General features: G+C 68.9%; 21 protein-coding genes. 13 read left to right on the top strand and 8 right to left on the bottom strand.

The features are described 5' to 3' along the window. Window positions 1-3 precede the first annotated feature (3 nt). The gene (locus tag J2T57_RS07685; protein ID WP_253476453.1) at window positions 4-1,290 is read right to left on the bottom strand and encodes a HipA domain-containing protein; all 1,287 of its coding nucleotides are present in this window, start codon (window positions 1,288-1,290) and stop codon (window positions 4-6) included. A gap of 175 nt (window positions 1,291-1,465) precedes the next feature. Here J2T57_RS07685 and J2T57_RS07690 point away from each other — a divergent pair, with 175 nt between their 5' ends. The 4 genes from J2T57_RS07690 to J2T57_RS07705 all read left to right on the top strand — a co-directional run bounded on the left by J2T57_RS07690 (window position 1,466) and on the right by J2T57_RS07705 (window position 4,327). Then, complete coding sequence (locus J2T57_RS07690) at window positions 1,466-2,260, top strand: PEP-CTERM/exosortase system-associated acyltransferase (protein WP_253476455.1); 795 nt, start codon at window positions 1,466-1,468, stop codon at window positions 2,258-2,260. A 115-nt stretch (window positions 2,261-2,375) separates the two neighbouring features. Beyond that, window positions 2,376-3,197 (top strand): Mom family adenine methylcarbamoylation protein, encoded by an 822-nt coding sequence (locus J2T57_RS07695; RefSeq protein ID WP_253476457.1) that lies wholly within the window; start codon window positions 2,376-2,378, stop codon window positions 3,195-3,197. A gap of 21 nt (window positions 3,198-3,218) precedes the next feature. Next, on the top strand, window positions 3,219-3,719 hold the full coding sequence (locus J2T57_RS07700) for a hypothetical protein (RefSeq protein ID WP_253476459.1): 501 nt from the start codon (window positions 3,219-3,221) through the stop codon (window positions 3,717-3,719). Between the two features lie 35 nt (window positions 3,720-3,754). Beyond that, window positions 3,755-4,327, top strand: a complete 573-nt coding sequence (locus J2T57_RS07705) for a thermonuclease family protein (protein ID WP_253476461.1) — start codon at window positions 3,755-3,757, stop codon at window positions 4,325-4,327. A gap of 74 nt (window positions 4,328-4,401) precedes the next feature. Here J2T57_RS07705 and J2T57_RS07710 read toward each other — a convergent pair whose 3' ends face one another. Beyond that, window positions 4,402-4,863 carry a DUF4168 domain-containing protein gene (locus J2T57_RS07710; RefSeq protein WP_253476463.1) on the bottom strand — a complete coding sequence of 154 codons (462 nt, stop codon included), beginning with the start codon at window positions 4,861-4,863 and terminating at the stop codon, window positions 4,402-4,404. Window positions 4,864-4,957: 94 nt separating this feature from the next. Here J2T57_RS07710 and J2T57_RS07715 point away from each other — a divergent pair, with 94 nt between their 5' ends. Beyond that, entirely contained in the window at window positions 4,958-5,908 is a 951-nt protein-coding gene (locus J2T57_RS07715; protein ID WP_253476465.1) for a hypothetical protein, read from the top strand. A 79-nt stretch (window positions 5,909-5,987) separates the two neighbouring features. Here J2T57_RS07715 and J2T57_RS07720 read toward each other — a convergent pair whose 3' ends face one another. Beyond that, complete coding sequence (locus J2T57_RS07720) at window positions 5,988-6,917, bottom strand: LPD29 domain-containing protein (RefSeq protein ID WP_253476468.1); 930 nt, start codon at window positions 6,915-6,917, stop codon at window positions 5,988-5,990. Window positions 6,918-7,091: 174 nt separating this feature from the next. On the opposite strand from J2T57_RS07720, the gene J2T57_RS07725 reads away from it, so the two are divergent. The 4 genes from J2T57_RS07725 (at window position 7,092) to J2T57_RS07740 (ending at window position 9,860) form a co-directional block, all read left to right on the top strand. Next, window positions 7,092-7,967: a hypothetical protein gene (locus tag J2T57_RS07725; protein WP_253476470.1), complete on the top strand. Its 876-nt coding sequence runs from the start codon at window positions 7,092-7,094 to the stop codon at window positions 7,965-7,967. A gap of 87 nt (window positions 7,968-8,054) precedes the next feature. Further along, on the top strand, window positions 8,055-8,561 hold the full coding sequence (locus tag J2T57_RS07730) for a hypothetical protein (protein WP_253476472.1): 507 nt from the start codon (window positions 8,055-8,057) through the stop codon (window positions 8,559-8,561). A gap of 33 nt (window positions 8,562-8,594) precedes the next feature. Continuing rightward, the gene (locus J2T57_RS07735) at window positions 8,595-9,170 is read left to right on the top strand and encodes a hypothetical protein (RefSeq protein ID WP_253476474.1); all 576 of its coding nucleotides are present in this window, start codon (window positions 8,595-8,597) and stop codon (window positions 9,168-9,170) included. 156 nt (window positions 9,171-9,326) lie between these two features. Beyond that, a complete protein-coding gene (locus J2T57_RS07740; RefSeq protein WP_253476476.1) occupies window positions 9,327-9,860 on the top strand; it encodes a hypothetical protein in 534 nt (177 codons plus the stop codon). A 106-nt stretch (window positions 9,861-9,966) separates the two neighbouring features. Here J2T57_RS07740 and J2T57_RS07745 read toward each other — a convergent pair whose 3' ends face one another. Genes J2T57_RS07745 through J2T57_RS07760 form a run of 4 tightly spaced genes read right to left on the bottom strand, consistent with a single transcriptional unit; the run spans window position 9,967 to window position 14,034 of the window. After that, entirely contained in the window at window positions 9,967-12,045 is a 2,079-nt protein-coding gene (locus tag J2T57_RS07745) for a hypothetical protein (protein WP_253476478.1), read from the bottom strand. A 32-nt stretch (window positions 12,046-12,077) separates the two neighbouring features. Continuing rightward, window positions 12,078-13,103, bottom strand: a complete 1,026-nt coding sequence (locus J2T57_RS07750) for a hypothetical protein (protein ID WP_253476480.1) — start codon at window positions 13,101-13,103, stop codon at window positions 12,078-12,080. Between the two features lie 50 nt (window positions 13,104-13,153). Next, window positions 13,154-13,546 (bottom strand): hypothetical protein, encoded by a 393-nt coding sequence (locus J2T57_RS07755; protein WP_253476482.1) that lies wholly within the window; start codon window positions 13,544-13,546, stop codon window positions 13,154-13,156. A 56-nt stretch (window positions 13,547-13,602) separates the two neighbouring features. Beyond that, window positions 13,603-14,034 carry a hypothetical protein gene (locus tag J2T57_RS07760; RefSeq protein ID WP_253476484.1) on the bottom strand — a complete coding sequence of 144 codons (432 nt, stop codon included), beginning with the start codon at window positions 14,032-14,034 and terminating at the stop codon, window positions 13,603-13,605. Between the two features lie 480 nt (window positions 14,035-14,514). Between J2T57_RS07760 and bcsA the strand changes: the two genes are divergently transcribed. Genes bcsA through J2T57_RS07780 form a run of 4 tightly spaced genes read left to right on the top strand, consistent with a single transcriptional unit; the run spans window position 14,515 to window position 21,938 of the window. Continuing rightward, window positions 14,515-16,704 (top strand): UDP-forming cellulose synthase catalytic subunit, encoded by a 2,190-nt coding sequence (gene bcsA, locus J2T57_RS07765; protein ID WP_253476486.1) that lies wholly within the window; start codon window positions 14,515-14,517, stop codon window positions 16,702-16,704. Between the two features lie 2 nt (window positions 16,705-16,706). Further along, window positions 16,707-18,968: a cellulose biosynthesis cyclic di-GMP-binding regulatory protein BcsB gene (locus J2T57_RS07770; RefSeq protein WP_253476488.1), complete on the top strand. Its 2,262-nt coding sequence runs from the start codon at window positions 16,707-16,709 to the stop codon at window positions 18,966-18,968. Further along, the gene (locus tag J2T57_RS07775) at window positions 18,961-20,004 is read left to right on the top strand and encodes a family 8 glycosyl hydrolase (protein WP_253476490.1); all 1,044 of its coding nucleotides are present in this window, start codon (window positions 18,961-18,963) and stop codon (window positions 20,002-20,004) included. Before J2T57_RS07770 ends, J2T57_RS07775 begins: the two co-directional genes overlap by 8 nt. Continuing rightward, window positions 19,995-21,938, top strand: coding sequence for a hypothetical protein (locus J2T57_RS07780; RefSeq protein ID WP_253476492.1), 1,944 nt, complete (start codon window positions 19,995-19,997; stop codon window positions 21,936-21,938). Before J2T57_RS07775 ends, J2T57_RS07780 begins: the two co-directional genes overlap by 10 nt. Window positions 21,939-21,995: 57 nt before the next feature. On the opposite strand, the gene J2T57_RS07785 is transcribed toward J2T57_RS07780, so the two are convergent. Further along, window positions 21,996-22,454, bottom strand: coding sequence for an RES family NAD+ phosphorylase (locus J2T57_RS07785; RefSeq protein WP_253476495.1), 459 nt, complete (start codon window positions 22,452-22,454; stop codon window positions 21,996-21,998). Window position 22,455 lies beyond the last annotated feature (1 nt).

The following is a 22,455-nucleotide window of genomic DNA, read 5'->3' on the forward strand; positions in this document are numbered from 1 at the left end:
GCGCTAGTGCCCGAGGCTTGCCGCGAGCGACTCGGCGCGCGCGAGTGCGTGGGTGATGATCGCCTCGATGGCGGGATGGCGGTGGCTGCCGAGGAGCTCACGGCGCACCCGCTGGAGGAGCTGCGGGGCGCGCTCGGCGACCTCGCGCACCAGGGCACGCCCGCTGCCCGCCTCAAGCCCCGCCTCGCGGGCCACACGCTCGAGTAGTGTCGCGTCGATGACATCCAGCGCGACGCGCCGATCATCGATCACAAAGCCAAGGCGCGGCAGGTAATCGCCACTGCCAAGCAGCGCGAATGAGGGCGCGAGGCTGCGCAGTCCATGGCAGGGGAGCAGGCGGTAGCGGCCATCGGCTGCGAGTGCCAGGGGACAGTTGCTTGCGTCAAGCCCGGGCAGGCAGAGGAGGGAGGCGATCACCACGGCGCGAAGGAGCATCCGCTGGTCATCACGACCACCACCGCCCGCGCCGAGGAGACTCAGTGCCGCGGCAAGCGTCACCGGCTCGCCGGCCGGGCCCGCACCGAGCGCCTGGGCGAGTGACTCGACGTGGCGACGCTGTACCCCGGGGAGCCCCTCGTCGACAACCCGGTCGAAGCGCGGCGTGAGCAGCGCCGCCCCCGCATCGAAGCCAAGCACCTCGGGGTCGACCACGGCGAGCCCGAGCGCATCGGCGAGCAGCAGGCAGAAGCATTCGTTGAGCGCAGCATCACTGAGCTCCACACCCTCGACATCCACCGGGAGCTTGAGGATATGGCTGCTCGCTGTCGCATGCAGGACACGGCCGTAGCTGCCGGACTCGCGAAGCAGCGCCGTCTTCGGCTGCCGCCCGCCGAGCGTCAGGCGCTGCCAGGGGTGACTCGCGCCGAGCGGATCCCGGGGCAGGGCGGCGGCGAGCTGGCGCATCGCGGCGAGCGCGAGCACCTCGCGGCTTGGCCCGCGACGGGCAAGGCGCAGCGCACGCTCCGGCAGCCAGGAGAACCCGCCCGGGGCGTCTGCGCCCAGCGCGCCGATCAGCGCGACAGGGCGTGCGTCACCGCTCGCGCATTCGCTGGCAAGCTGCTCACGGACCCCACGACGGCTCGGCAGCAGGTGCGAGAGCCAGCGACCGAGCGCCTCACCGCTGTGGGCGTCCTCGGCGAGCGGGAGGCTCAGCGAGAGCGGCGTCGCCTGCGGGCCGTCGAGATACTCGGAGCGATAGGTGAGGCTCGGGCCATCGCCCCCGTCGGTGAGCCAGCCCGCCACCATCTCGTTCGCCACCAGTGCAATGCGTCCCCCCACACCCCCGCTCACTGCCGTCCATCCTGATGTCGTGTCATTGTTCTCTCGTCGCAGTCAGTGTCACCGTCCGGGGACAGGGCTCAAGCATAGCCCGGTTCGCCGCGATGTGCTAGCGGCGTGAGCAGCAGACATGATATAATACAGGTTAAAATATTCACCCGGGTGGGTGCAGGAGAGAGGGAAGCCCATGGATGGGGTTATGACACCGGGCACGGCAGCCGCCGCGCTCATCGAGCATTTTGTCTTCGAACAGGCACGGGATGCGCGCGCACGCCGCGCCGCGTTTCGGGTGCGCTACCACGTCTACTGCCAGGAGCACGGCTATGAGCAGGAAGCCGACTGCCCCGGAGGCTTTGAGTCCGACGCCTTTGACGCGGCGGCAAGCCACTGCGTTGTTCGCCACCGCCTGAGCGGCACGCCGGTTGCCTGCGTGCGCATGGTACGACCGGGCGCGCCTGGCGGGGCGCTTGCGGCCATGCCCTTTGAGCGCACCTACGCCGCGCACCTGACCCACCCGGAGCTGCGCCCCGATCGCCTGCCCCGCGAGCAGGTCTGCGAGATCTCGCGCATCGCCGTGCACGCGGCCTTTCGCCGGCGCTCGGGCGAGGTGCTCGCCCACCCGGGGCTGCCCGCTGACTTCGCACCGTCCCCGGCCGAGGCGAGCGCCTACCCGCTGCTGCCGATCTCGCTCTTCCTCGCGGCCACCGCGCTCGTCGGTGAGGCGGGCCGCCCGCACGTCTTCGCCATGATGCAGCCACGTCTCGCGCGGCTTCTCAAGCGCTCCGGCCTTGACTTCACGCAAATCGGCGGGACGGTTGATTTTCGCGGCGAGCGCGCCGGCTTCTACATCGATCAGCGCATCGCCGAGAGGAGTCTGCGCGGCGAGCTCCCGGCGCTCTACCGCCACATCCAGGCAAGCCTGGGCGCGCCCGAGTCGCAGCCGAAGGCCGATGAGAGCGCACCGGGGAGTCACGCCGCCTGAGTCGCGGGCATTGACTTTTATTATATTAATTGTATAATAAATGGATCATTGCCGCGGGTTACCTGCCCGCAGCCCGTGGGAGAGGGGGTGGAGGAGCGTGCCGGGAGAGTCGCAGTTGTCGCTACCCTTTGTGCAGCGCTGGTGTGAGCGCCGCGAGCGTCGCCTGCCGGTCGGCGGTGTCATCGACACGGCGCGCTACCGCGTTGTCGTGATCGAGCAGGCGCTCGCCAGGGCCTTCGTGATCCGCCACCACTACGCGGGGAGCTTCCCGGCGGCACGGCTGTCGGTGGGCCTCCTTGAGGCCGGTGCCGGTGGTGCGCCCGAGGCGCTAGTCGGCGTTGCCGTCTTCGGGGTGCCGATGAACCAGCAGGTGATCCCCGCGCACCTTGGCATTGACCCGCTCGCCGGTGTCGAGCTCTCGCGCCTGGTGCTGCTTGATCGGGTGGCGGGCAACGCCGAGTCCTGGTTCATGGCGCGCGCCTTCCGCCTGCTGCGCGAGGAGAAGCCGGCGGTGATCGGTGTCGTCTCCTACTGCGATCCGGTGCCGCGGCGCTCGAGTGCCGGCGAACTGGTGCTGCCAGGCCACGTCGGCACCGTCTACCAGGCGCTGAACGCCGCCTATCTCGGCCGGGGCAGTGCGCGGACACTCCTGCTCGGTCCGGACGGCCGGGTGATCTCAGAGCGCACGCTATCAAAACTTCGCCGGGGTGAGTCCGGCGCCGCCTATGCCGAGCGCACGCTGCTTGCCGCCGGCGCGCCGGCACGCCGTCACGGCGAGGCCCCCTGCGCGTGGCTCGGGCGAATTCGCGCATGCGGCGTCCTGCAACGCATTCGCCACGGCGGCAACCACATCTACGCCTTCGGCCTGGAGAAGCGGCTTCGCACGCGGCTCCGCTCACTCGCCGACTATCCCAAGCACCAGCAACAGGCCGCCTGAGGGCGGCAGGGAGAGTGATCCATGCACCTGCGCCGACTGATGCCCGTCATCCTCGCAATTGTCCTCAGTGGCTGCGCGGCAACCCAGCCGCTCTCGCCTGACGAGGTGGCGGCAGCCCGCGAGGAGGCGGCACTCACCGAGATCCGCGAGGCCATGCAGCGCAGTGCCATTCGCTACGGCACGGTACACGAGGCGCGGGATCAGGCGCGCCATGCGGCCATTGCCGCTGCACTCGAGGCCTACGCCGCCGACCATGGCGCAGCCAGCGCCGGGTTTCTGATTGCGACCCTGCGGGACTGGGTGGGCTACCACCCCCACCAGGTGGTGGTGCTGCGCGAGGGCGAGGCGATTGATGCCGCGCGTGCTGCAAGGATCTCGTCCGTCTTCTCCGAGCCCTACCACGGCGCCCGGGGGCAGCGGGTGCGCGACCTCCTGATCCTTGCCGCCCGCGAGAAGGGAGGCCACGCCCGCGCCACCACGGTGGCAGGCGCGAGCCAGCCGTCTGGATTGACTTCTTTTTAATAAACCGTATAATAAAAGAAAACACGGGAGGCTCCATGCCAAGACGCTACCTGCATGAACGACGCATCGTGACCGGGCTCATCGCGGCCATCGTGGCCGGGCTTGCCTGGCTCGCAACACTCTCGCCGCTTGGCGCCGAGGAGATGAGTGTCCGCACCCCGATCGAGGGGACGGGCATCGTCTACCGGGTGATCGATGGCGACACCTTCATCGTCAACATGGATGACCGGGCGCTCTACGAGCGGCTGCGCGCGGCCGCACGCGAGCCGGTGCAGGCGCGCCACCTGAACGACCGCTTCGCGTCGTTCCGGATCCGTCTTTTCGGCATCGACACACCGGAGTCGGTGCACCCGGATGAAGCCCGCAATACCGCCGAGGGGCGGGCGATCTCCCAGGCCGTGCGCGATGTGCTCGAGGGCGAGCGGGTTGGCTTTCGCTGCTGGACCTTCGGGCTCTATGGGCGGGCGATCTGCTCGGTGTCGCTTGGCGGTGCCGATGTCGGCGAGTGGCTGATCGCCAATGGGGCAAGTCCCTATGATACGCGCTTCGGGCGCCACCCCTTCGATGATGTGCGCTATCGGGCGGCGGAGCGCTCCGTGAGCCGCTAGCGCCTTGCTGTGCACTGACAAGAACGGCCCGGGGGAGACTGTCCCCGGGCCGCTTTTGTGGTTGCCTCGCCGGCTCAGTCCCGCAGGTCGGCCAGGAACGTCGCCACCTCGGGGTTGTTCGCCGCTGCATGGGCGATGGTGTTGTAGACCGCGACCGGCAGCCCGGCGTCCTCTACCGCCTCGACCATCAGCGCGTGCGCGGTATCGGTGAGAACCTCGGCTTCCTCGGCTCCCGCGGCCTCCTCGATCATCGCCGAGTAGTTGTGCTGGATCTCGGCAACGGCGGCCTCGGCCGCGACAAAGGCGTGCAGGTCCTCGACGGTGACCTCGCGCTGCTCGCCACCCGGGGCGGACTCGGCCTGCGCGGCCGCGTGCCCGTCCTGCGGCGCCTGGTGGCCTTCGGGGGCTGCGTGCATGTCAGCGTGGAGCGTGGTTGCACCGACAAGAAGCGCCAGTGCGGCGGCGAGTTGGAGTCGTGCTTTCAAGGGCATGAGTGCCTCCTCTTTGTTCACATGAGCCTTCACCCTAACATCCATAAATATTTATTTGCAAATTAACTGATGCCCCATCCTCTGTGGGCAAGGCCGCTGAATGCTATAATAAATAAAATATTTATTCAGAGGTGGCGTGATGACTGTGAGACTGGGCAGGGGCTGTGAGGAAGTGCTGGAGGCGGTGGCGGAGCTTCCGGTCATCGAGCGCGATGTCACGATCGAGAGCGCCGAGCCGGATCCTTTCGGCGTGCGTGAGGTAAGTCTTCGCCTTCGCATCACCGGGCGAGACTACCTGGATGCGTTGGCAAAGCACTTCACCGCCCACGCCGAGGGCCAGGATGACCCCGCGCGCCTCTCCCCTCTTGACCTTCGCGATGGGCGCGTGCGCCTGCTCGCCGAGTGCCGCGCCCGGCAGAGCATCCTGGCGGTGGATCCTGCCAGCGTGTATGCCTGCGAGGGGAGCCTTGTCTTTGATCTCGCCGATGGCAGCGCGCTCAATCTCGCGGTGGATGGCCAGTCACTGGTGGCGGCCGTCGAGGATGTGCTTCTCGCCGGCGCGCTGGAGCGCCGGGTCAGCGTCTCGCGCTGTGGGCTCACGCTGGGGCTTCGTGTCGTTGGCACGGACGAGGCGCGTGCGTTCGCGGTCAACGTCGGCGAGGTGGTGGAGTCTACCGGCCACCACATCATCCCCCCGATGACCCGGACGTTTATGCGTCGCTTCGAGGCGGAGCTTGGCCGCACGCACGGACTCTGGCCGAGGCGCTGCCCGATGGAGCTTGATGGCTTCATCGAGGATCTGCTGGGCCGCGATGGCGTGGTTCCGCGATCGCAGATCGAGCGTACCGCGCAGGCGATCGGCCGCCACCTCACCGGCGGGATCGACCCGCGCACGGTGGACGTCACCGCGGTGGCGCCGCAGGGCTATCGCGTCGTCGTCGCCGATGCGCCAAAGCCACAGCCGCCGGGGCGCGCAGGCATTGCCGCAACACTTGGCGACGTCCACCATCTGCTCGCCGCGCTGCGAATCGCCGAGTGCGGCCCGGACCAGACACCCGCCGCGCGCACGCCGGGCACACTCGAGCGCTAGCGCCCTCAAGCCCCCCCGGGGCACAAGAAAACACGCCCCGGTGATCTTGTCAGCGGGGCGCGCTTCGCACTGGGACGGCCTAGAGCGAGGGGCCTTCGGCCTTCGGGCCCGAGCGCCGTGCGACTCGCCCCGGGCGGGCAGGCCTGGCAGGCGGTGTGGCGTCGATCTGCCCGCGCGCTGTCACGATAAGATCGCCCAGCGTCTCATGACCAAGCCCCGGCACGGCGACCGAGCGCAGCGCGCCCCCGACGCTCTCCTCGGCGCTTGGCCGTGCGATACCGTCGAGATTCGCCGCATACGTCTTAAACACCGCGTCGATCGCCCGCTCGGTCAGCTCGGCGCTGTAGCTGCGCTGGGGGAAGATGTACTTCGCACCGCCGAAAACACAGTTAAACGGCGTGCGCACCGGGCTCTCCAGATCCTGCATGCCGTCAAACGACGCACTCACGTGGCGATCGGTGATCTCGCGCACCTGGCGGTGCGTCGGGCCGTCCGTCCAGTCAACGCGGATGGTGCCGTAGTCGGACTTTCGCACCGAGAACTTGACCCCGGGGAATTGGCGGCGAAGTTCCTTGCGCAGGTTGGCCGCGGCGAGCTTGCCGCTGTGCCGGTCATCACCCTGCTCGAGGTGGGCGAGCTCGGGGTCGGCGCGAAGCGCCTGCACCGCGGCCTCGAAGTTCGCGCGCTGGCGCGCCCCCTCGATCGCCGCCTCGGCCTCATGGGCGGCAGCGCTCGCCTTGGCCGCCTCGACCGCCTCGGCACTGACCACCTCATCGAGGATGTCCCACTGCACGCCGCGCATGACCGACTCGGGAATGGCGTTGCTGCGCGCCCCACCGTCCCAGACGATGTCAAAGGCGGCGCTGCCGCCCATGGTGCCGATGCCGCCGATGCGGCGCACGCTCTGCGGGCTCTGCTGGCCGGTGATGCTCACCACGGTGCCTTCCCGCCCGCCGTGGAGGATGCAGTACACCCGCTGGCCAAGGGCAATCTCACGTCGATCAGTCATCTGATGCCTCCCGCTGCTGCCGGACACACGCATGCCGGCAGTCTCTATTCATTGTGTCTTTATTTTACCATGACAACCGGCATGGTTGAGGCGGCGGTCAAAATAATATATAAAGCAGTTAATAATTAGCGCGGCCCGGTCTCGAGGACCCCGCGCAGCGCGGGAGGATGCTTCATGCGGGAGTCTGATGGGGATGATGCGCTACTCACCGAGGCGCTCTTCGTGCGCCAGGTGGGGTATTGGCGGCGAAGCCGCCGGCCGGCCGACTGGCTGGCGGCGCGCGCGGCGGACACGGCGGCCTCGATGGGGCTCGGTGTCGATGTGCTGGAGCGGGTGCTGAGCACCGAGGAGCGCCGCAGCATCGGCCTTGGGGCGTCGCTCGCCCTGCGGGACACCGACCACGATCTGGCGGCGCACCGGCAGTTCATCGACGCCTGCCGGCGGCTTGGCGAGACCGCGGAAATCGACATCTACGTGGCGAGCCTCACTGGCAACGTCCGCGAGGCCCTGCGCGGGGCGCTCTACCTGCCCGAACAGGCGGCGGTTGATCGGATCGTGCGCGAGGCGGAGCGCCAGAAGCGCGCCGTGGCGCGTGATGCGGGTGCGGTGTTGACGGTGGCGCCACCAGGCCTCACGGGGCTTGCCCGAAGCATCTGGCTTGCGATTCGCGAGGCGCGTGCCGCAGGTGGGGACGCCGCCCGCGTGGCGGCCTCGAGCAACCTGCTGCACTCCGAGACCGATCCCTGGCTCACCGAGGCCGAGCAGGCGCGCGCGAGAGCACTTCGGCGCACCGCGGTCGATGCCACCACCGTCTCGCAGATGCTCTGCGCGACTCCTGATGAGATCCGGCGCTGGAATGCCGACGGGCGGCTGCCACATCTGATCGAGAACTACTGGGTCACGCACATGCAGGGGCAGTGGCGGCGGCGCTGGGCGCTTGAGGATATCGAGGCCGCGCGGGAGCGCATCGGGGCCTGGCGCGAGCGTGACGCCGTGGCCCGCCACTACAGGCAGAGCGGACTGCGCCTGGTCGCAGGCGCGAGCGCCTAGTGTCAGGACTTCACCTCTCCTGCCCAATGGGGTAGCCTCAACCGAGGCGGGGGTTGAAGGGCAGGGCGGCAAATGGGCGATGTTGGCATGGTGGCTATCATTGGTGTGGCCGGCCTGGCGTTTGCCATCAACGCACTGATCTGCCGTCGTGAATTCCTCTGGTGCGTCGGCCTGGCCACAACGGCCGGCGCGGCAATCACCTACGCCATGGGGCTCTATATGCTGTGGTTCGATGACGGCCCCCATAACCTGGTGCGCGCAGACGACACGGGTCTCGTCATCGGCATGATGGTGCTGATCGGCGCCTTCTGGGGCGCGGTTGCGGGGGTTTGCGTGTGGCTGATCGCAAGTATCCCTGGCTACTTCCGGAAGGGCACCCGTGCGCTCGCCGTCGCCGCGGACGAAGGCGGCCGGCGCGCCCGGGAGGACAAGGCGCGGGAGGCAAGCGCCTATGCGCAGATTGCCGATGAGATCGACAGCGGGCGGCTTGAACGCGGCACCTGGGTACAGGCCTTCGAGCGCGCAGGCGGTGACAAGGCCCGCGCCGAGGCGGAGTACATCCGGCTTCGAAAAGGTCAGATGCTACGGCGCTGAGCGCCGGGATGGCGACGCCGACAGGGGGGTGAGATGGAGACTCTGGCGCTTATCACCGGTGTGGCCGCGATCGGGCTTCTCATCGTCGCCTTCGCGCGGCTCGAGCGCAGAGCATCGGCCAGGCGAACCGGGGCGCTGGCAGGTGCGCTCGGCGCCTGGTGCCTCATCGCCGTCATCGCCCTTGGCAGCGGTGACCTGTCGGGCCTCCCGCTGCAGGACAGCCCCTGGTTTTTCGTGCTCGCTGTCAGCGCCGCAGGTGCCGTTGCCGGCTGGATCGTGGTCGAGATGGCGTTCTCAAGCATGCGGGAGGTCAACGCCACGCGCGCGGTGATGCGAGACGGCGCAGCCGCGATCGGCAGATCCGCGCGCAGCACGGCGGACGCAGTGCGCGAGCGCCGCGCCGGGCGTGCCGTCAAGCAGGCGGCAGGGGAGCGCGCGCAGGCGCAGGCAGAGCGGGACCTCTATCTGCGGATCGCAAGCGAGATCGAAAATGACGAGCTCGATCGCGCCACCTGGGTGCAGGCTTTCGAGCAGGGCGAGGGCGAGAAGGGTCGCGCAGAGGCTGCCTACATCCGGCTTCGCAAGGAGCAGCTGCGACGGGAGTGCTAGCCGCACCGGGGCGAGTCACCAGGAGGGCAGGCCATGCGGTTTCTCCCCGGAGGGGCCCCCGGATGGCGAAGGCCATGCCGGCCCTGTGCCGCGGGCGCTTCGGTTTCCTCCCCGCATGCGGTAGGCTTCTGAAAAAAGGGTGGGGCAGGGCGAACAATGGATGATCCGGCAGGCTTTGGCTTTACGGTGCTCATGCTGGGACTCGGCTGTCTCTCGATGATCGCCAAGTTACTGGAAGGCCCCTACACCTTCTTTGACTCGACCACCAAGGCCGCCTTTGCCGCTGTGCTTGGCAACTGGTCCTATTTCTTTTACTTCGTGTCACCAGGCGAGGCGCTCAACCCAGGCGCAGACGGCGCGCTCGACTGGTTCGAGGCAGCGGGGATCACCCTGGTGGCAGCGCTCTCAGGCTTTACCCTTGGATTCGCCGTCTGGCTCGTTGCGAGCGTGCCCCGGTGGCTTCGGGGCGGGGCCCAGGCGATCGCCGTTGTCGCCGACGAGGGTGAGCGCCGGCAGCACGAGCGGGCGGTGCAGGAGCGCGATGCCTATGCCCGGATCGCCGATGAGATCGACAGCGGGCGGCTCGATCGCGGCACCTGGGTCAAGGCCTTCGAGCGCGCCAAGGGTGATCGCCAGCGGGCCGAGGCCGAGTACATCCGCCTTCGCAAGCGCGCCATGACAGGGCGCTAGGTGTGGAGTCTCAATAGGTTGTCCCCGGAAAGGCTCCAGAAAAAACGGGCGCCGCGGCCGCTAGGCTGCCGTGCGGCGGCGGCCAAGTCGATCGCGAGCCGCACCCCTAGAACGGAACGAAATCAGGCTCCACAGCTTCCACGTCCAGGGGCTCGCAAATGAAGCGATCGGCTCTCGGAGGCAAGCCCGCAAGCTCCGTTTCGTATTGCACAAGCGCCTCTCGAAGGCGCGGCGGGATCGTCGAGCCGAACCTCGAGAGAAGCTCCTCGACGGGGGCGCCCATCATGTCGTGCAGTCCGAGTTGTGGCAGGTCCCTGGGCGCCTCCATGCCTCTTCGCACCAGGGTGTGGCGCGCCGCAAAGCCCTCCTCCCTGCAGAGATTGGCGACGAACCTCCGGGCAAGGGCAGCTGACGGTGCGCTGACCGCACTGTTCCCGTCGCCAAAGTGCTGATCGATCTTCACGGGGTGCCCACGCAGATTGACGCCGAGCGTCGAGCATTCATCACCTGGACCGCTCACCCGAAAGACCCGATACCGCCCGGCATAGCAGGCCGCGGCGAAGGAGCCGACACAGTGGTTCATGCGGATACCTTCCTCGGCGAGTGACAGGGGGTCCGTGATTTCCTCGATCCGAACGCATGCGCCACCCTCCCGGAGATCGTATGCGGCCTCGGCGGCAAGCCTGGGCCATTCCGACGCCACCGTCTCCGTGCCCGACCACTGCGCGACCACGTCGCGTTGCGCGACACGAAGCCGGGTGTGGAAGGCGCGCGCACGCTTCATCCAACCGGTCAGGCTGATCGGGCTCGGCGGACCCTCCGGATGGTCGGGGCGGACAGGGGGCAGCCGGTCGACGATGATGTTGAGCGCATCCCAGTAGTCGCGGACATAGGCCGTGTAGCCCTCTTCAGCCGGCAGCCCCAGGAGGCGCCTTGAAAGCCGGTCGATCTCCCCCCAGGGGCGGTCCAGCAACGTACCAGGGGTGCGAGGCGGCAGCAGTGACGCGCTGTACGGGCACTCAATGAGGGGCTGGTCGAATTCCCCATCCCCGTCGTCAGAGGGGGTTGCGTCATCGATAACGCTCGAAACGAATCTCAGCAGTGCTGTTCTGCCAGCGTCATCAAGCGAGGGGTCAAAGAGGATGTGTGCCTGGATCTGGGCGACCCCATCCAGGTAGCCTGGATTTTCGCCAAGCAGTTCACTTCCGACTCCCGAGTCATCCCTTGCCAGGCGCTCAATGAATCCAGCTGGAGCACAAAGGGGCTTCGCAAGCGGGGCAAGCGGTTGGGCGGCGCCGCGCTCGATCCGCTCGAGAACCTCGCCGGCCGCGCCCAGAAGGGGGGACCATGCGTAGAGGGGATCATCGTTGCTCGACAGATATGCGTCGTCCCAGCACATGCCCGGATAACTCGCAACCGCCTGCAGGCGGTTGCGCTGCGACACCCTGTCTGGTGCAGACTGGAGGTAGACGAGCGTCGTCGTCGACATGGCCTGAAGCGCGACCGCGTCAGCGAGGCCGAGCCCGTCACGGGCGCCGATGACCCGGGACTGAAGGGCCTCATGCAGGGGTGCAGCCCGAGTGTTGATGGCTGACGCAAGCGCCTCGCCGATTGAGGGGAAAGCCCAATCGCCGGAGCCCATCCGGCGCCAACTGCAACCGAGGTCACCCTGGGGTATGAAGAGAGATGTCGGCAGGAAGCCCCCGCCGTCGGGCAAGTGCTGGAGCACCTTGCCCTGATCCGCGTGGCATACGCTCGCGAAGAAGTCACTGGCGCGGAGGTACGTGGCGAGCGCATCGCTCGTGCGCCCCGAGTCGAAGTCGGTACGCAGGATGGCGTGAAGAAGCCCGTGGCGCGCATCGCGATCCTGCTCGGGGGCGCTCACCACGTAAGCCGAGAGATCGAATCCAGGGTCCCCCAGCAGCAGGCGAATGCGAAGAAGGCCGAGGTGATTGGTGCCGCCGCCCTCGGCGAGCCCGATCGGCACGCAGCAGGAAAACCCCTCAAGTCGCCCGCCGTCCTCACGATCCACTACTTCCGTGCGAATCGCGTCGGTCGCGGCGAGGTACAGCGCGACGATGTCGCGGCGAAGTGCTGCGCGCGGTGCGAGCGCGAGCGCGCCATCGGATGGTGCATCGATCAGCGATGCGGCGCGCTCAAGGTAGGCGGATGGTTTTCTCGACATGACAGGCTCTCCGTGCCCCTGCAAGTGTCCGCTCAGAGTGAGAGCGAGGCGGCTTCGGGCTTGCGCGCGGCCGCTGCCCCGTGCACATGAAAGGCCACCGAGGCCTGGAGATCGGGTCTCTGATCCAGCCCCTCCCAGCTGGTTGGAATCGCGATCGCGACCGCGTTGCCCATGGCATCTTCGGGAATCACCCCATGGCCCATCGCGGCGAGGATCGCATCGCCGCCAAATCGCTCAAGCGCTGCGGCGCGCTCGACACAGACCGCACTCACCCCATCATCCGGGTAGCCGTAGAGACGGTTCTGGAGATAGCCCATGTGCCGTCCATTGAGCCCCTCGATGGCGCGGCGAAAGGCGCGCGCATGAGTGGCCGCACAGACCGGGATGCTGTCGCTGAAAAGCGTGCAGACATCCATGTTGCCAAGGCTCCCCGGGCGCGCCTCATCAGCCCAGTTGGCATAGAGACTGCCGGCAAGTGCGATCGCCGCACCGCGCTCGAAGGCCGCCTGCGCAGGCGCGATCTCACAGGCGTCACGGGCGAGCTCGCGCGCCGCACCGCGGGCGAGCAGATCAAGGCTTGTCTCAATCTCACCGGCCCGGCGCATGGCGCCAACCCCGCCGAGGAAGTGCTGATCGCTAACCAGCGGGCGCAGCGCGCCATCGGCGCGCAGATGCGGCACGTTGAGCGCAAAGCCGTAGCCAGGCGTCTGCCACACGCCAATCGAAAGCCCCACCTGGCCGAGCCCCGAGAGCCCGTGGGTATCAAGGCGCACGCACGAGGCGAGGCGCTCGCGCAGCGCCTGCGGCAGCGCATTGATCACCCCGACGCCTGCGACAATGGGCCTCTCCGAGGTGATGGTCGGCATGAAGTCCTGGCCAAGCCGCCGCGCCTCGCGGTAGAGCTCCTCGGCGAAACACCCGGGCCCGAGCACGCTCTCGATCTGGAAGTCCTCGACCAGCTCGAAGCTGTGCGACGCACTCTCCAAGTCGCTTCGGCCACCAAAGGCCTCCGCCCGCACCCACACCCGTGCCGGATGATACCAGCGTCCCTGACGCATGCCCGCCCCCTTCCATGATCTGCGTAACTGTTTCCTTATTTTAACACTTTTTAAATAAATGGATCGGTTGCGGGATCCTCGGCATCCGCCAGAAAATCTCCCAGGGGCGCGAGTGGTGGCGCGAAGAGCGCGTAGCGCTGCCCCTGCCAGGTAAAAAGGGCATGGGGTGCGCTGCCAAGGAGCGCGAGCGCGGCATCAAGCCGGGGCTGGAGTGTCGGGTCGAGGGCGATCCGGCCGTCCTCGCCAGGCGCCACCGCAATGCCCTCGAGACAGAGCAGCCGCTCTGGCGTGCCGCGCGCCGACAAGGTGAGCGAGCCGAGGATGCGGGTGTGCGCCATCCCCGGGCGTCCGGCGGGGCGAAACCGGCAGTCCTCGCCGGTGAGCGCGGTGAGCGCCCCATCGGGGATGGCGATCGAGAAGGCGTCGTGGGTGAGCTGCTGCATGCGAGATCCTCCGGCGGTTGATGAAGGCGGGGCGACAGGCAGATCCGCTGCCCTGGCTAGCGGCGCGGCCACTCGGCAAGCCGCGGGCCGGCGGTCGCACGGATCAGGGCATCGAGCTCCAGGGTGCGCAGGGTGGCGCGCAGGGCGCCATGCTGGCGGGCCGATGCCTCGCCGTCATCCTCGGGGATGCGGCCTGCGCGGAAGTCGAGCGACTCAAGATCAAGCAGCAGCACCCGCTCGCGCTCGATATCCGCCTCGGCCTCCTCGAAGCGGATCTGCACCTGTTCGACCCACTCCAGGCGGATGTCGGCGAAATCGGCAAGATACCGGCAGATCGCCGCATGCCCGGCGTCATCCAGCGCGAGCGCCTCAACCCCGCAATCCAGGTAGCCGACCACGGCAAAGGCGCGCAGCCCACTCGGGCGCTCGAGCGCAACACGGTTGCCAAGGCGGACAAAGGCGGGCAGCAGCTCGGTGATCGCAGGCATGAAGGCCTCCAGGCATCAGGTGCGACGAGGATAGCGGCGCTGCGGCCCCTGTCAAGGCAGCCCTGGCCAGCGGGGCATGCGCAGAGCGCACCGCAGGGAGCCCCGGGGCTGCCCGGCAAGGAAAAGCTGCAAGCACGGGCGAGTCAGGACAGGAATAACTGCCAGTACTGCCGGCGCGATCGGGAATAACTGCAAGTACTGCAGGCAAAAAGCCGAAAAGCTGCAAGTGCTGTCGCCGGCACCAGAAATTCCTGCAAGTGGTGATGCGCGACCCGGCGGGGCTGACAAGGCTGCGGGCGCTCGCGCAGGCTGTCGGCTTGCGGGCCGCCTACCAGGTTGATTTAATTGAATGCTTAATATATAGTCCGAAGCAGTTGTGGCAAGCCGTTGCGGCCTGCCACTGTCATGATCGCGGGCCAATCCCGCAGGAGAGGGCCGCGTGGCGGACAACTTGACCAGGGGCTGTGAGCAGGGGCAGACATGCGCCTTTTGAGCCGTGCGCTGATCGCACTCGGGGCGCTCGTGCTTGCCGGCGTGCTGGCACTCTTCATGGCGCAGCCGCTCTCGCTTGCCGCGCAGTCGGTCTTCGCTGCAAGCGCCCTTGGCGTGGTCGGCGTCCTCTACCTGGTGCGCCCGCGCGGCTTTCTGCGCGTGGTGATGCTGCTGGTGGTGACCCTGGTGGTCGGGCGCTACCTGGTCTGGCGCACCACCCACACCCTGCCCCCGTCCGAGGATCCGCTGGCACTCGCTCTCGGCCTCACGCTCTATCTTGCCGAGGCCTACACCATCCTCATGCTGGCGCTGAACTTCTTCGTCATCTCTGACCCCATCCGGCGCAAGACCCCGGCGCTGCCCGAGCGCTGCGCGGACTGGCCGAGTGTGGATGTCTACATCCCGACCTACAACGAGAGCCCCGAGCTTGTCAGTCACACGCTGCGCGCGGCGGCAGCCCTCGATTACCCTGCCGAGAAGCTCCGCGTGTACCTGCTCGATGACGGCGGCACGACGCAGAAGCTCACGGATGCCGACCCCGCGCGCGCCGAGCAGGCCGCCGAGCGCGCCCGGGCGCTTCGGGCACTGTGCGCGCGCACCGGCGCCACCTACCTGAGTCGCGAGCGCAACACCCAGGCGAAGGCGGGCAACCTGAACGCTGCCTTTATGCACACGACAGGCGATCTGATCGCGGTGTTCGACTGCGACCACGTGCCGACCCGGGAGTTTCTGCTGAAGACCGTGGGGCATTTCGTGCGTGACCCGAAATGCTTCCTGGTGCAGACCCCGCACGCCTTCATCACCCCCGATCCGCTGGAGCGAAACCTCGGCCTCGCCGGGAGATCGCCCGGGGAGAACGAGATGTTCTACTCGCTGGTGCAAAACGGACTGGATCGCTGGGGGGCGAGCTTTTTCTGCGGCTCGGCGGCGGTGCTCTCGCGCGCGGCGCTGAACGACAGCGGCGGCTTTTGCGGCAAGTCGGTGACCGAGGACGCGGAGACCGCGATCACGCTCCACGCCCGGGGCTGGCGCTCGTGCTATGTCGATGAGCCGCTCATCACCGGGCTGCAGCCGGAGACCTTCTCTGGCTTTGTCGGCCAGCGCTCGCGCTGGCTGCAGGGCATGATCCAGATCTTCATCTACAAAAACCCGATTCTCACCCGGGGGCTCACCTTCGCGCAGCGCCTCTGCTATCTCGCGATCCAGCTCTACTGGCTCTTCCCGCTGCCGCGCCTGGTGTTCTTCGCCGCGCCGCTGGTCTTCCTCTTCTTCGGCGTGTCGATCTACATGGCCTCGATCGAGGAGTTCATCGCCTACGCGCTGCCCTACCTGGTGGCGGTGATCACGCTCGCCCACGCAAGCTACGGCCACCTGCGCAGGCCGTTTATCTCCGATCTCTACGAGGCGGTGCAGTCGGTCTACCTGCTGCGCGCGCTCGGCGGCGTGCTGCTCCGGCCCTGGGCGCCGCACTTCAACGTCACCGACAAGGGCGAGACGCTCGCGCGCGATGACCTCTCGCCGCTCATCCGCACCTTCGTCGTGCTGCCCGTGCTGCTGATCGGCGGCATGGTCGCGGCACTGATCAGCGCCATCACCAACCCCGACACCGCACCGGTGCTGCTCCTCGTCTGCGCCTTCAATGCCTTCAACCTGGTGCTCGCCCTGGCAGCGCTTGGGGTGATGTGCGAGCGCCGCCAGCGCCGCCGCTACCCGCGCCTGCCGGTTGCCATCGCCGTTCGCGCGAGACTCGATGGCCGCACACTCGACGCCGAGGTGCGCGACATCTCGGTGACCGGCGTCAACCTGGTGGTGGATGAGGAGATCGCGCGGGTGGGCGAGAGCCACGTGCAGATCGAGATCAATGAGGCGAGCGTGCCGGTGCGCCTGATCGATCGCACCCCGGTGCGCGGCGGCACACGGCTTCGCGGCGAGGTGGATACCGATTGCGAGCGCGAGCTCGCCGCCTGGTCCTCGCTCATGTATGGCAGCAACACCCACATCAAGCGCTATCTCGACAGCAAGCGCCGCTACCGCAGTGCCTTCATCGGCACGCTCCAGTTCCTGGGCCTCGCCCTGACCGGGCTCTACGCGCTGCTGCGCGTGCTCACCCTGCGCGGGCTCGAGGAGCGCCGCCGGGAGCGCGCCACACGGCGCTCGCCACAGACGGAGACCCTCTGATCATGGCCCGCATCGCCACCCCACGCGCGCTGCTCGGCGCACTACTCGCCACCGCCGCGCTCCTGCTCGCGCCCGCCCTGGCCCATGCCGAGGAGCCGCGCCGCGGCGTGCTCGCAGACGGCATGCTACTGGCCGAGCCCGGCACGGCAGCGCTTCGCCTCGCCGGGGAGTATGCCCGCGCCGATCTCGCGCTCATGATCCCCGACCCCGAGCGGCTTGCCGAGGTGGCGCTCGCGCTACCGCTCCAGAGCGCCGTCGACGTGCTCGGCGAGGCATCCGTGCTCACCCTGGCGGTCAACGGCGAGGCGCTCTCGCGCGTGCCGCTGGCAGCGTTTGGCGAGCAGCGCACGCTGCGCCTTCGCCTGCGCCCGGAGGCGTTCACCGCCGGCGAGAACCTGCTCACACTCGAGGCGATCCACCACCACCGCGTTGACTGCTCGCTCGAGGCCACCCACGAGCTCTGGAGCGCCATCGACCTCGCCGGCGCGCGCCTGACCCCGGTCTACCTGGAGGGTACAACCCCCTCCCAGGGCGGGCTTGAGCTTCTCCTTGCAGCGCGCCTTGGCGGCAACAGCCTCACCGTGATCCGCCCCGAGGCGGTGCCGGTCAGTGCCTTCCTCGCCCAGGCCGGCGAGCTGGTGCAGGCGCTCTCCCTTCGCCTTGCCCGGGGCGCAACACCGGCGATCGACGTGCTCGCCCTCGGCCAGCGCCAGGACACCGGGTTCGACCCACTGATACCCGCCGGGGGTGGTCGCGACCAGGTGCTGATCGGCACCCGCGAGGCGCTGCGCCCACACCTTGAGCAGTCCCTGCATGCCGAGATCCGCGGGCCCTACACCCGGATCTGGCAGCAGCGCGACGGCGCCGGACTGAGCCTCATTGTCAGCGGGCGTGACGAGGCGGAGGTGCGCGAGGCGATCCGCGCGCTTGCAGAGCGCGCACCGCTTCGCGCACGCACGCCGCGCATCGAGCGCGCCGGGCGCTACCGCTTCGATCAGCTCGGCCACAGCTTCCACCCGGGCTATGCCCGCGAGAAGGTGAGCAGCCTGCGCTTTTTGCTGCCGGCGGGCTTCGCCCCGGAGGCGCGCCGCGGGGCGAGCCCGGCGGTGACACTCGCCTACGCCGTCGCCGCCAATGTGGACGCCGACCTGGATCTCTTCGTCAACGGCCGGTGGGTGAGCCGCGAGCGGCTGCACGACCCGGCCGGGCGGGTCACCGAGAGCGCCCGCATCGAGCTGCCCTGGCGGCACTTCCGCGCCGGTGAGAACACCATCGAGCTGCGCGCCGCACTGCCGCGGGAGCCAGGAGTCGCCTGCCCGCTCAGCGACCCGAGCGAGGTCGAAACCCGCTTCATGCTCTACGGCGACTCGACCCTGCACATGCCCGCCTTCAGTGCGCTGCCGCGCCATCCGGATCTCGCGAGCGCGCTGCACCTCGGCTACCCCGGCGATGGCGCAAGGCGCCTTGATCTTGTCGCCATTGGTGGTGGCAACGCCGCCCAGGCGGCGGTGCTCAATCTCGCCGCGCGGCTCGCCCATGCCCGCGGCCATCTGGTGCCGGTGGCTGGCCATATCCGCCTGCCGCCGCCCGGCGCGACGCCCATGCTCGCAGCCGGCACGGTGCACGAGCTCCCGGAGGCGCTCCTCGCCGACTCCGACACCCCACGGGGTGCGCTCTCACGGCTGCTGCCCGCGCGCGAGGCGCCCGAGGGCGCACAGGCCGGGCGCACGGCGAGTGATGAGCGCGAGCGCTTTCGTGAGCGCCTTGGCATCATTGATCCGCTCGCAGACGCCGCAGGGGCACCAGGCGAGGATCCGGGCTGGTGGCGCCGGGCCCGCGGCAGCCTTGCCGATGCGGGCTTTCTGCGCGAGGCACAGGCACTCCCAGGCAGCGAGCAGCACGCGGCGCTGATCGAGGTGGCGGGCGGGGCATCGGGGGCGCCCTCGCGGCTCATCCTCACCGCCGGCACCACCGGGGCACTCGATAGCGGCGCGCGGGGCATTGCCGCGCTGCCAGCGGAGGCCTTTGCAGGCGGCGCGCTCTTCATCGACCAGGCCGGCGCACACCAGAGCATCGCCGCCTCAAGGGTGCAGGTGAGCGGCAGCGGCGCCCGCGGGCTTGCCGCCCGAATCAGTGCCTTTGCCGAGAACAACGTCGGGCTCATGCTCGGCCTCGGCGCGCTGGTCGTGCTCCTGCTCGCAGCGCTGCTGCACCTGCTGCTGGTGCGCGACCGCAGGCGACGCCTGGAGGATCTCGATGACTAGTCGGCGTGTGGATCCGGCACGACTGGGGGTGCTTGCCGGGGTGGCACTCGCCCTCGCACTACTCCTGCCTGCCAGCACCATGGCCGGATCAGGCAGCGATGCAGCGCTCTGGGAGCGCTTCAAGGAGCGCTTTGTCACAAGCCAGGGGCGGGTGGTCGATACCGAGAACGCAATGATCAGCCACAGCGAGGGGCAGGGCTACGCCATGCTGCTCGCCGTGCACTTCAATGACCAGGCGGCGTTCGCCGCACTCCACCGCTTCACCCGTGAGGCGCTCGCCGTACGCCCGGACGACCGCCTGCATGCCTGGTCGTGGAGCCCGGCGAGCGAGGCGGTGAGTGATGCGAACGCGGCGGCAGACGGCGATCTTCTGATCGCCTGGGCGCTGCTGCGGGCGGCTGAGCGCTTCGGCGAGCCCGCACTTGCCCGCGAGGCCGAGGCGCTCATCGATGCCATTACCACCCACCTGGTGCGTGAGCAGGCCGGCCTGCGGCTGCTCGTCCCCGGGCCGGAGGGGTTCGTCCACGACGGGGTGCTGACGCTAAACCCCTCCTACTGGATTACCCCCGCTTTCTCGGCACTCGGGCGCGCCGACCCCGCGGGTGGCTGGGAGGCGCTCGCAGCCGATGCCCACGCGCTCATCACACGCGCCATCGATGCCAGAACGAAGCGTCTGCCGGACTGGTTTGCGCTCGATGCGGATGGCGCCATCGCCCAAAGCGGCGTCTTTGATGCGCGCTCGGCATTTGACGCCGTGCGCATCCCGCTCTACCTCATCTGGGGCTGTGAGCGCGCGCACCCGGCGCTCGAAGCCCACCGCCGCGCACTGCCAGCGCCCGAGGGCTACGCGCTCGATGTCGACCTCGACAGCGGGCAGACCACCATGGCGGGCGAGCATGCGGGCTACCGCGCCATCGACCGCCTCACACGCGGGCTTGATCCGCGCCCGGCAAGACCTGCCACCGACTACTACCCCGCGGTGCTCGAGCTGCTTGCGCTCGTCGCCCACGAAGAGGAGCAGACGCAATGTCCGTGAAGACCTGGGGTGTCTGTGCCCTGCTGCTGGCCGCGGGGCTCGCCTCGGCGGGCACCAGCGAGCTTGTGATCGAACTCAGCATCGAGGGGGTGGACGGCCCCGCCGCGCTTGAGCGCGAGCGGGCACTGCGCCACTACGCCCGAAGCGGTGAGCGCGAACGACTGGCCGTGGAGATCCGGCGGCTGCAGGCCGCTGACCCCGACTGGCAGGTGCCGCGGGATCTCTTCAGCCAGGCCGAGACCGACGCCGACACGACGCCGGTCTGGCGGGCGATCGCCGCGGGGGATTTCGACGCCGCCGAGCGCGCCCTGGCGGGCCTCAGGTCCGCGCATCCGCACTTCACACCCGGCGAGGAGCTCGCAACGGCGCTGCGCGTCGAGCCGGCGGCCGCCGCGCTGCTCGTCGCCTCGAAGGCCGGTGATGACAACGCCGTGGTCGCGGCGGCAAAAGCGACACCCGAGGTGCTTGGCTGCGAGCGGCTTGATCTTCGCTGGCGCACCGCAGAGTCACTGAGCCGGCTTGAGCGCTTCGAGGCGGCGCGGGCCAACCACGCCGAGACCCTGGCGCGCTGCCCGGGTGCCGACGTCGCACGGGCAACGCTTGAGAAGCACCGCGCCGAGCAGGGGGAGGTGGCGATGCGAGCGCTCGCCCGCGCCCATCTTGAGAAACACGCGCCCGATCGGCCGACGGTAGAGGCCATCGAGGCGCTGCTCGCAGAGCAAGGTGATGCCGGCAGCGGTCTTGACGCGCGCTTTGCCGGTGCCGACCGCCCGCTTGGCGAGGCGCTGGAAGCGGACTTCGCCGCCGAGATCATGGAGGAGCGCTCACGGGCCAAGGCCAATATCCTCGCCTGGCACTATTACCGCCGCGGCGAGCACGCAAACGCGGCCGAGTGGTTCGAGCGCTCCCGCGCCTGGGGGGTCAACGCCAATGCGATCCAGGGCCTTGCCCGCGTTGCCATTGCAACCGGTGAGCCGGCGCGCGGCGAGGCCATCGCGCGGCCGTGGCGCGGCCAGTGGCAGTCTGTCAGGGCCGCCCATGAGGATGCGCTGGTCGCGCTGCTGGGGCAGTCGGCGGAGGCCGGTGACGCGCTCACCCACGCGCAGCGCGAGGCCGCCCGCGCGGCTGCTGGACAAAGTCGCGCGGTGACGCTCGCACTCGCCTGGCACGAGCTCGAGCAGGGTGCCGCCGCCCACGCCCAGCGCCTTTTCAGCGCCGCGCTCGCAAACAAGGCTGATGTTGAGGCGGCAGAGGGGCTCGCGCTTGCCCACCGGGCGCTCGGCGAGGAGCGCCGTGTCGAGGCGGTGGTCGCCGAGTACGCACCGCGCTCCGCCGCCCACGATGCGGCACTCACCCCGCTGCTTGGTGCCGATGGTGGCCATGGGCAGCGCGCCGCCCAGGCGCTCGAGGCGGGGGAGCATGCCAGCTGCCTGCGCGAGGTGCGTGCAGGACTTGCCGATGGCGAGCGCCCCGGACTCCTGCTCCTGGGTGGCTGGTGCGAGAAGGCCGCCGGGCGGGCTGAGGTGGCCGAGGACTATTTCACCCGGGCGCTTGGCGCTGGGGCTGAAGGCGAGGAGCGCGCCGACGCGGGCCTTGGGCTTGCCCTTGTCGCAGCCGAGCGCGATGGCGCGAGCGCCGGGCTTCGCGTCGCCGCGCGCCACGGGGTGCGTGATGCGCACCTTGCGCCCCTGCGGGAGATCGAGCGCGCCGAGCGCGCGGTGGCCGCTTTCGAGGCGCGTGACTACCAGCGGGCGAATAGCCTGCTTGCCGAGCTGCCGGCAAATCGCGAGCGTGATCTCATGCGCGCCTGGTCGCTGCACCACCTCGGGCAGCGCCGCGACGCCCATGGGCTTTTCACCCGGCTCGATCGCGCCGAGTCAACGAGCGAGACCCGCGAGGGGCTGCGGGTGACGCGAAACGCAATCTTCCGCTGAAAATCCGGGTGATGACTCAGCGCGCGGTGCCGATGGGGATTGTGCGCGCCCGACGTTTCAGGGCTTGTCCGCCGGGCCCTGGAGCTTGAACAGTCGCTCGTCAAGGGGGTATGCCTTGTCGGCGGTGGCCTTGCAGCACCTTGAGAACTGCGGGTGGGCTGGATTGACGACAAGGTTGTGTTCTTCGGGGATCACTGCGGAGGGAACGGCGAGAGCGACGCTTCGCGCCGACGCGAGCCACGCATCGCCATGGGCCTGCGTTGCCGCAATGTCATCGAATGCAACGCCCGCGGCAGCTTCGATGCAAGCATCATCGAGTTCCAGGCTGATCAGCCACTGATCGGGCGGTAGGTCGCCAGCCTCGATCTCGAGGTGCACAAGCCGCTCAAGAACAGACAGCGCGATGGAACTCGCCGCGTAGAAGACGGGGCGCCGGAGGCTGTGCCAACGCCCTGCGGCGACAAGCCCGCCCGCCCCATCCAGCGCTTTGTGGGCTGGCGCGCTCAGTCGGTGCACG

This window comes from Natronocella acetinitrilica (assembly GCF_024170285.1).
Classification (GTDB): Bacteria; Pseudomonadota; Gammaproteobacteria; order Nitrococcales; family Aquisalimonadaceae; genus Natronocella; species Natronocella acetinitrilica.

Excerpts from the sequence above, each read along its gene's own strand:
- J2T57_RS07715 (WP_253476465.1), top strand. The coding sequence starts at position 4,958 with ATGACTGTGAGACTGGGCAGGGGCTGTGAGGAAGTGCTGGAGGCGGTG.
- J2T57_RS07760 (WP_253476484.1), bottom strand. The coding sequence starts at position 14,034 with ATGCCTGCGATCACCGAGCTGCTGCCCGCCTTTGTCCGCCTTGGCAAC.
- J2T57_RS07720 (WP_253476468.1), bottom strand. The coding sequence starts at position 6,917 with ATGACTGATCGACGTGAGATTGCCCTTGGCCAGCGGGTGTACTGCATC.
- J2T57_RS07755 (WP_253476482.1), bottom strand. The coding sequence starts at position 13,546 with ATGCAGCAGCTCACCCACGACGCCTTCTCGATCGCCATCCCCGATGGG.
- J2T57_RS07730 (WP_253476472.1), top strand. The coding sequence starts at position 8,055 with ATGGTGGCTATCATTGGTGTGGCCGGCCTGGCGTTTGCCATCAACGCA.
- J2T57_RS07740 (WP_253476476.1), top strand. The coding sequence starts at position 9,327 with ATGGATGATCCGGCAGGCTTTGGCTTTACGGTGCTCATGCTGGGACTC.
- J2T57_RS07745 (WP_253476478.1), bottom strand. The coding sequence starts at position 12,045 with ATGTCGAGAAAACCATCCGCCTACCTTGAGCGCGCCGCATCGCTGATC.
- J2T57_RS07770 (WP_253476488.1), top strand. The coding sequence starts at position 16,707 with ATGGCCCGCATCGCCACCCCACGCGCGCTGCTCGGCGCACTACTCGCC.
- J2T57_RS07725 (WP_253476470.1), top strand. The coding sequence starts at position 7,092 with ATGCGGGAGTCTGATGGGGATGATGCGCTACTCACCGAGGCGCTCTTC.
- J2T57_RS07710 (WP_253476463.1), bottom strand. The coding sequence starts at position 4,863 with ATGGATGTTAGGGTGAAGGCTCATGTGAACAAAGAGGAGGCACTCATG.
- J2T57_RS07735 (WP_253476474.1), top strand. The coding sequence starts at position 8,595 with ATGGAGACTCTGGCGCTTATCACCGGTGTGGCCGCGATCGGGCTTCTC.
- bcsA (WP_253476486.1), top strand. The coding sequence starts at position 14,515 with ATGCGCCTTTTGAGCCGTGCGCTGATCGCACTCGGGGCGCTCGTGCTT.
- J2T57_RS07750 (WP_253476480.1), bottom strand. The coding sequence starts at position 13,103 with ATGCGTCAGGGACGCTGGTATCATCCGGCACGGGTGTGGGTGCGGGCG.
- J2T57_RS07690 (WP_253476455.1), top strand. The coding sequence starts at position 1,466 with ATGGATGGGGTTATGACACCGGGCACGGCAGCCGCCGCGCTCATCGAG.
- J2T57_RS07775 (WP_253476490.1), top strand. The coding sequence starts at position 18,961 with ATGACTAGTCGGCGTGTGGATCCGGCACGACTGGGGGTGCTTGCCGGG.
- J2T57_RS07700 (WP_253476459.1), top strand. The coding sequence starts at position 3,219 with ATGCACCTGCGCCGACTGATGCCCGTCATCCTCGCAATTGTCCTCAGT.
- J2T57_RS07705 (WP_253476461.1), top strand. The coding sequence starts at position 3,755 with ATGCCAAGACGCTACCTGCATGAACGACGCATCGTGACCGGGCTCATC.
- J2T57_RS07780 (WP_253476492.1), top strand. The coding sequence starts at position 19,995 with ATGTCCGTGAAGACCTGGGGTGTCTGTGCCCTGCTGCTGGCCGCGGGG.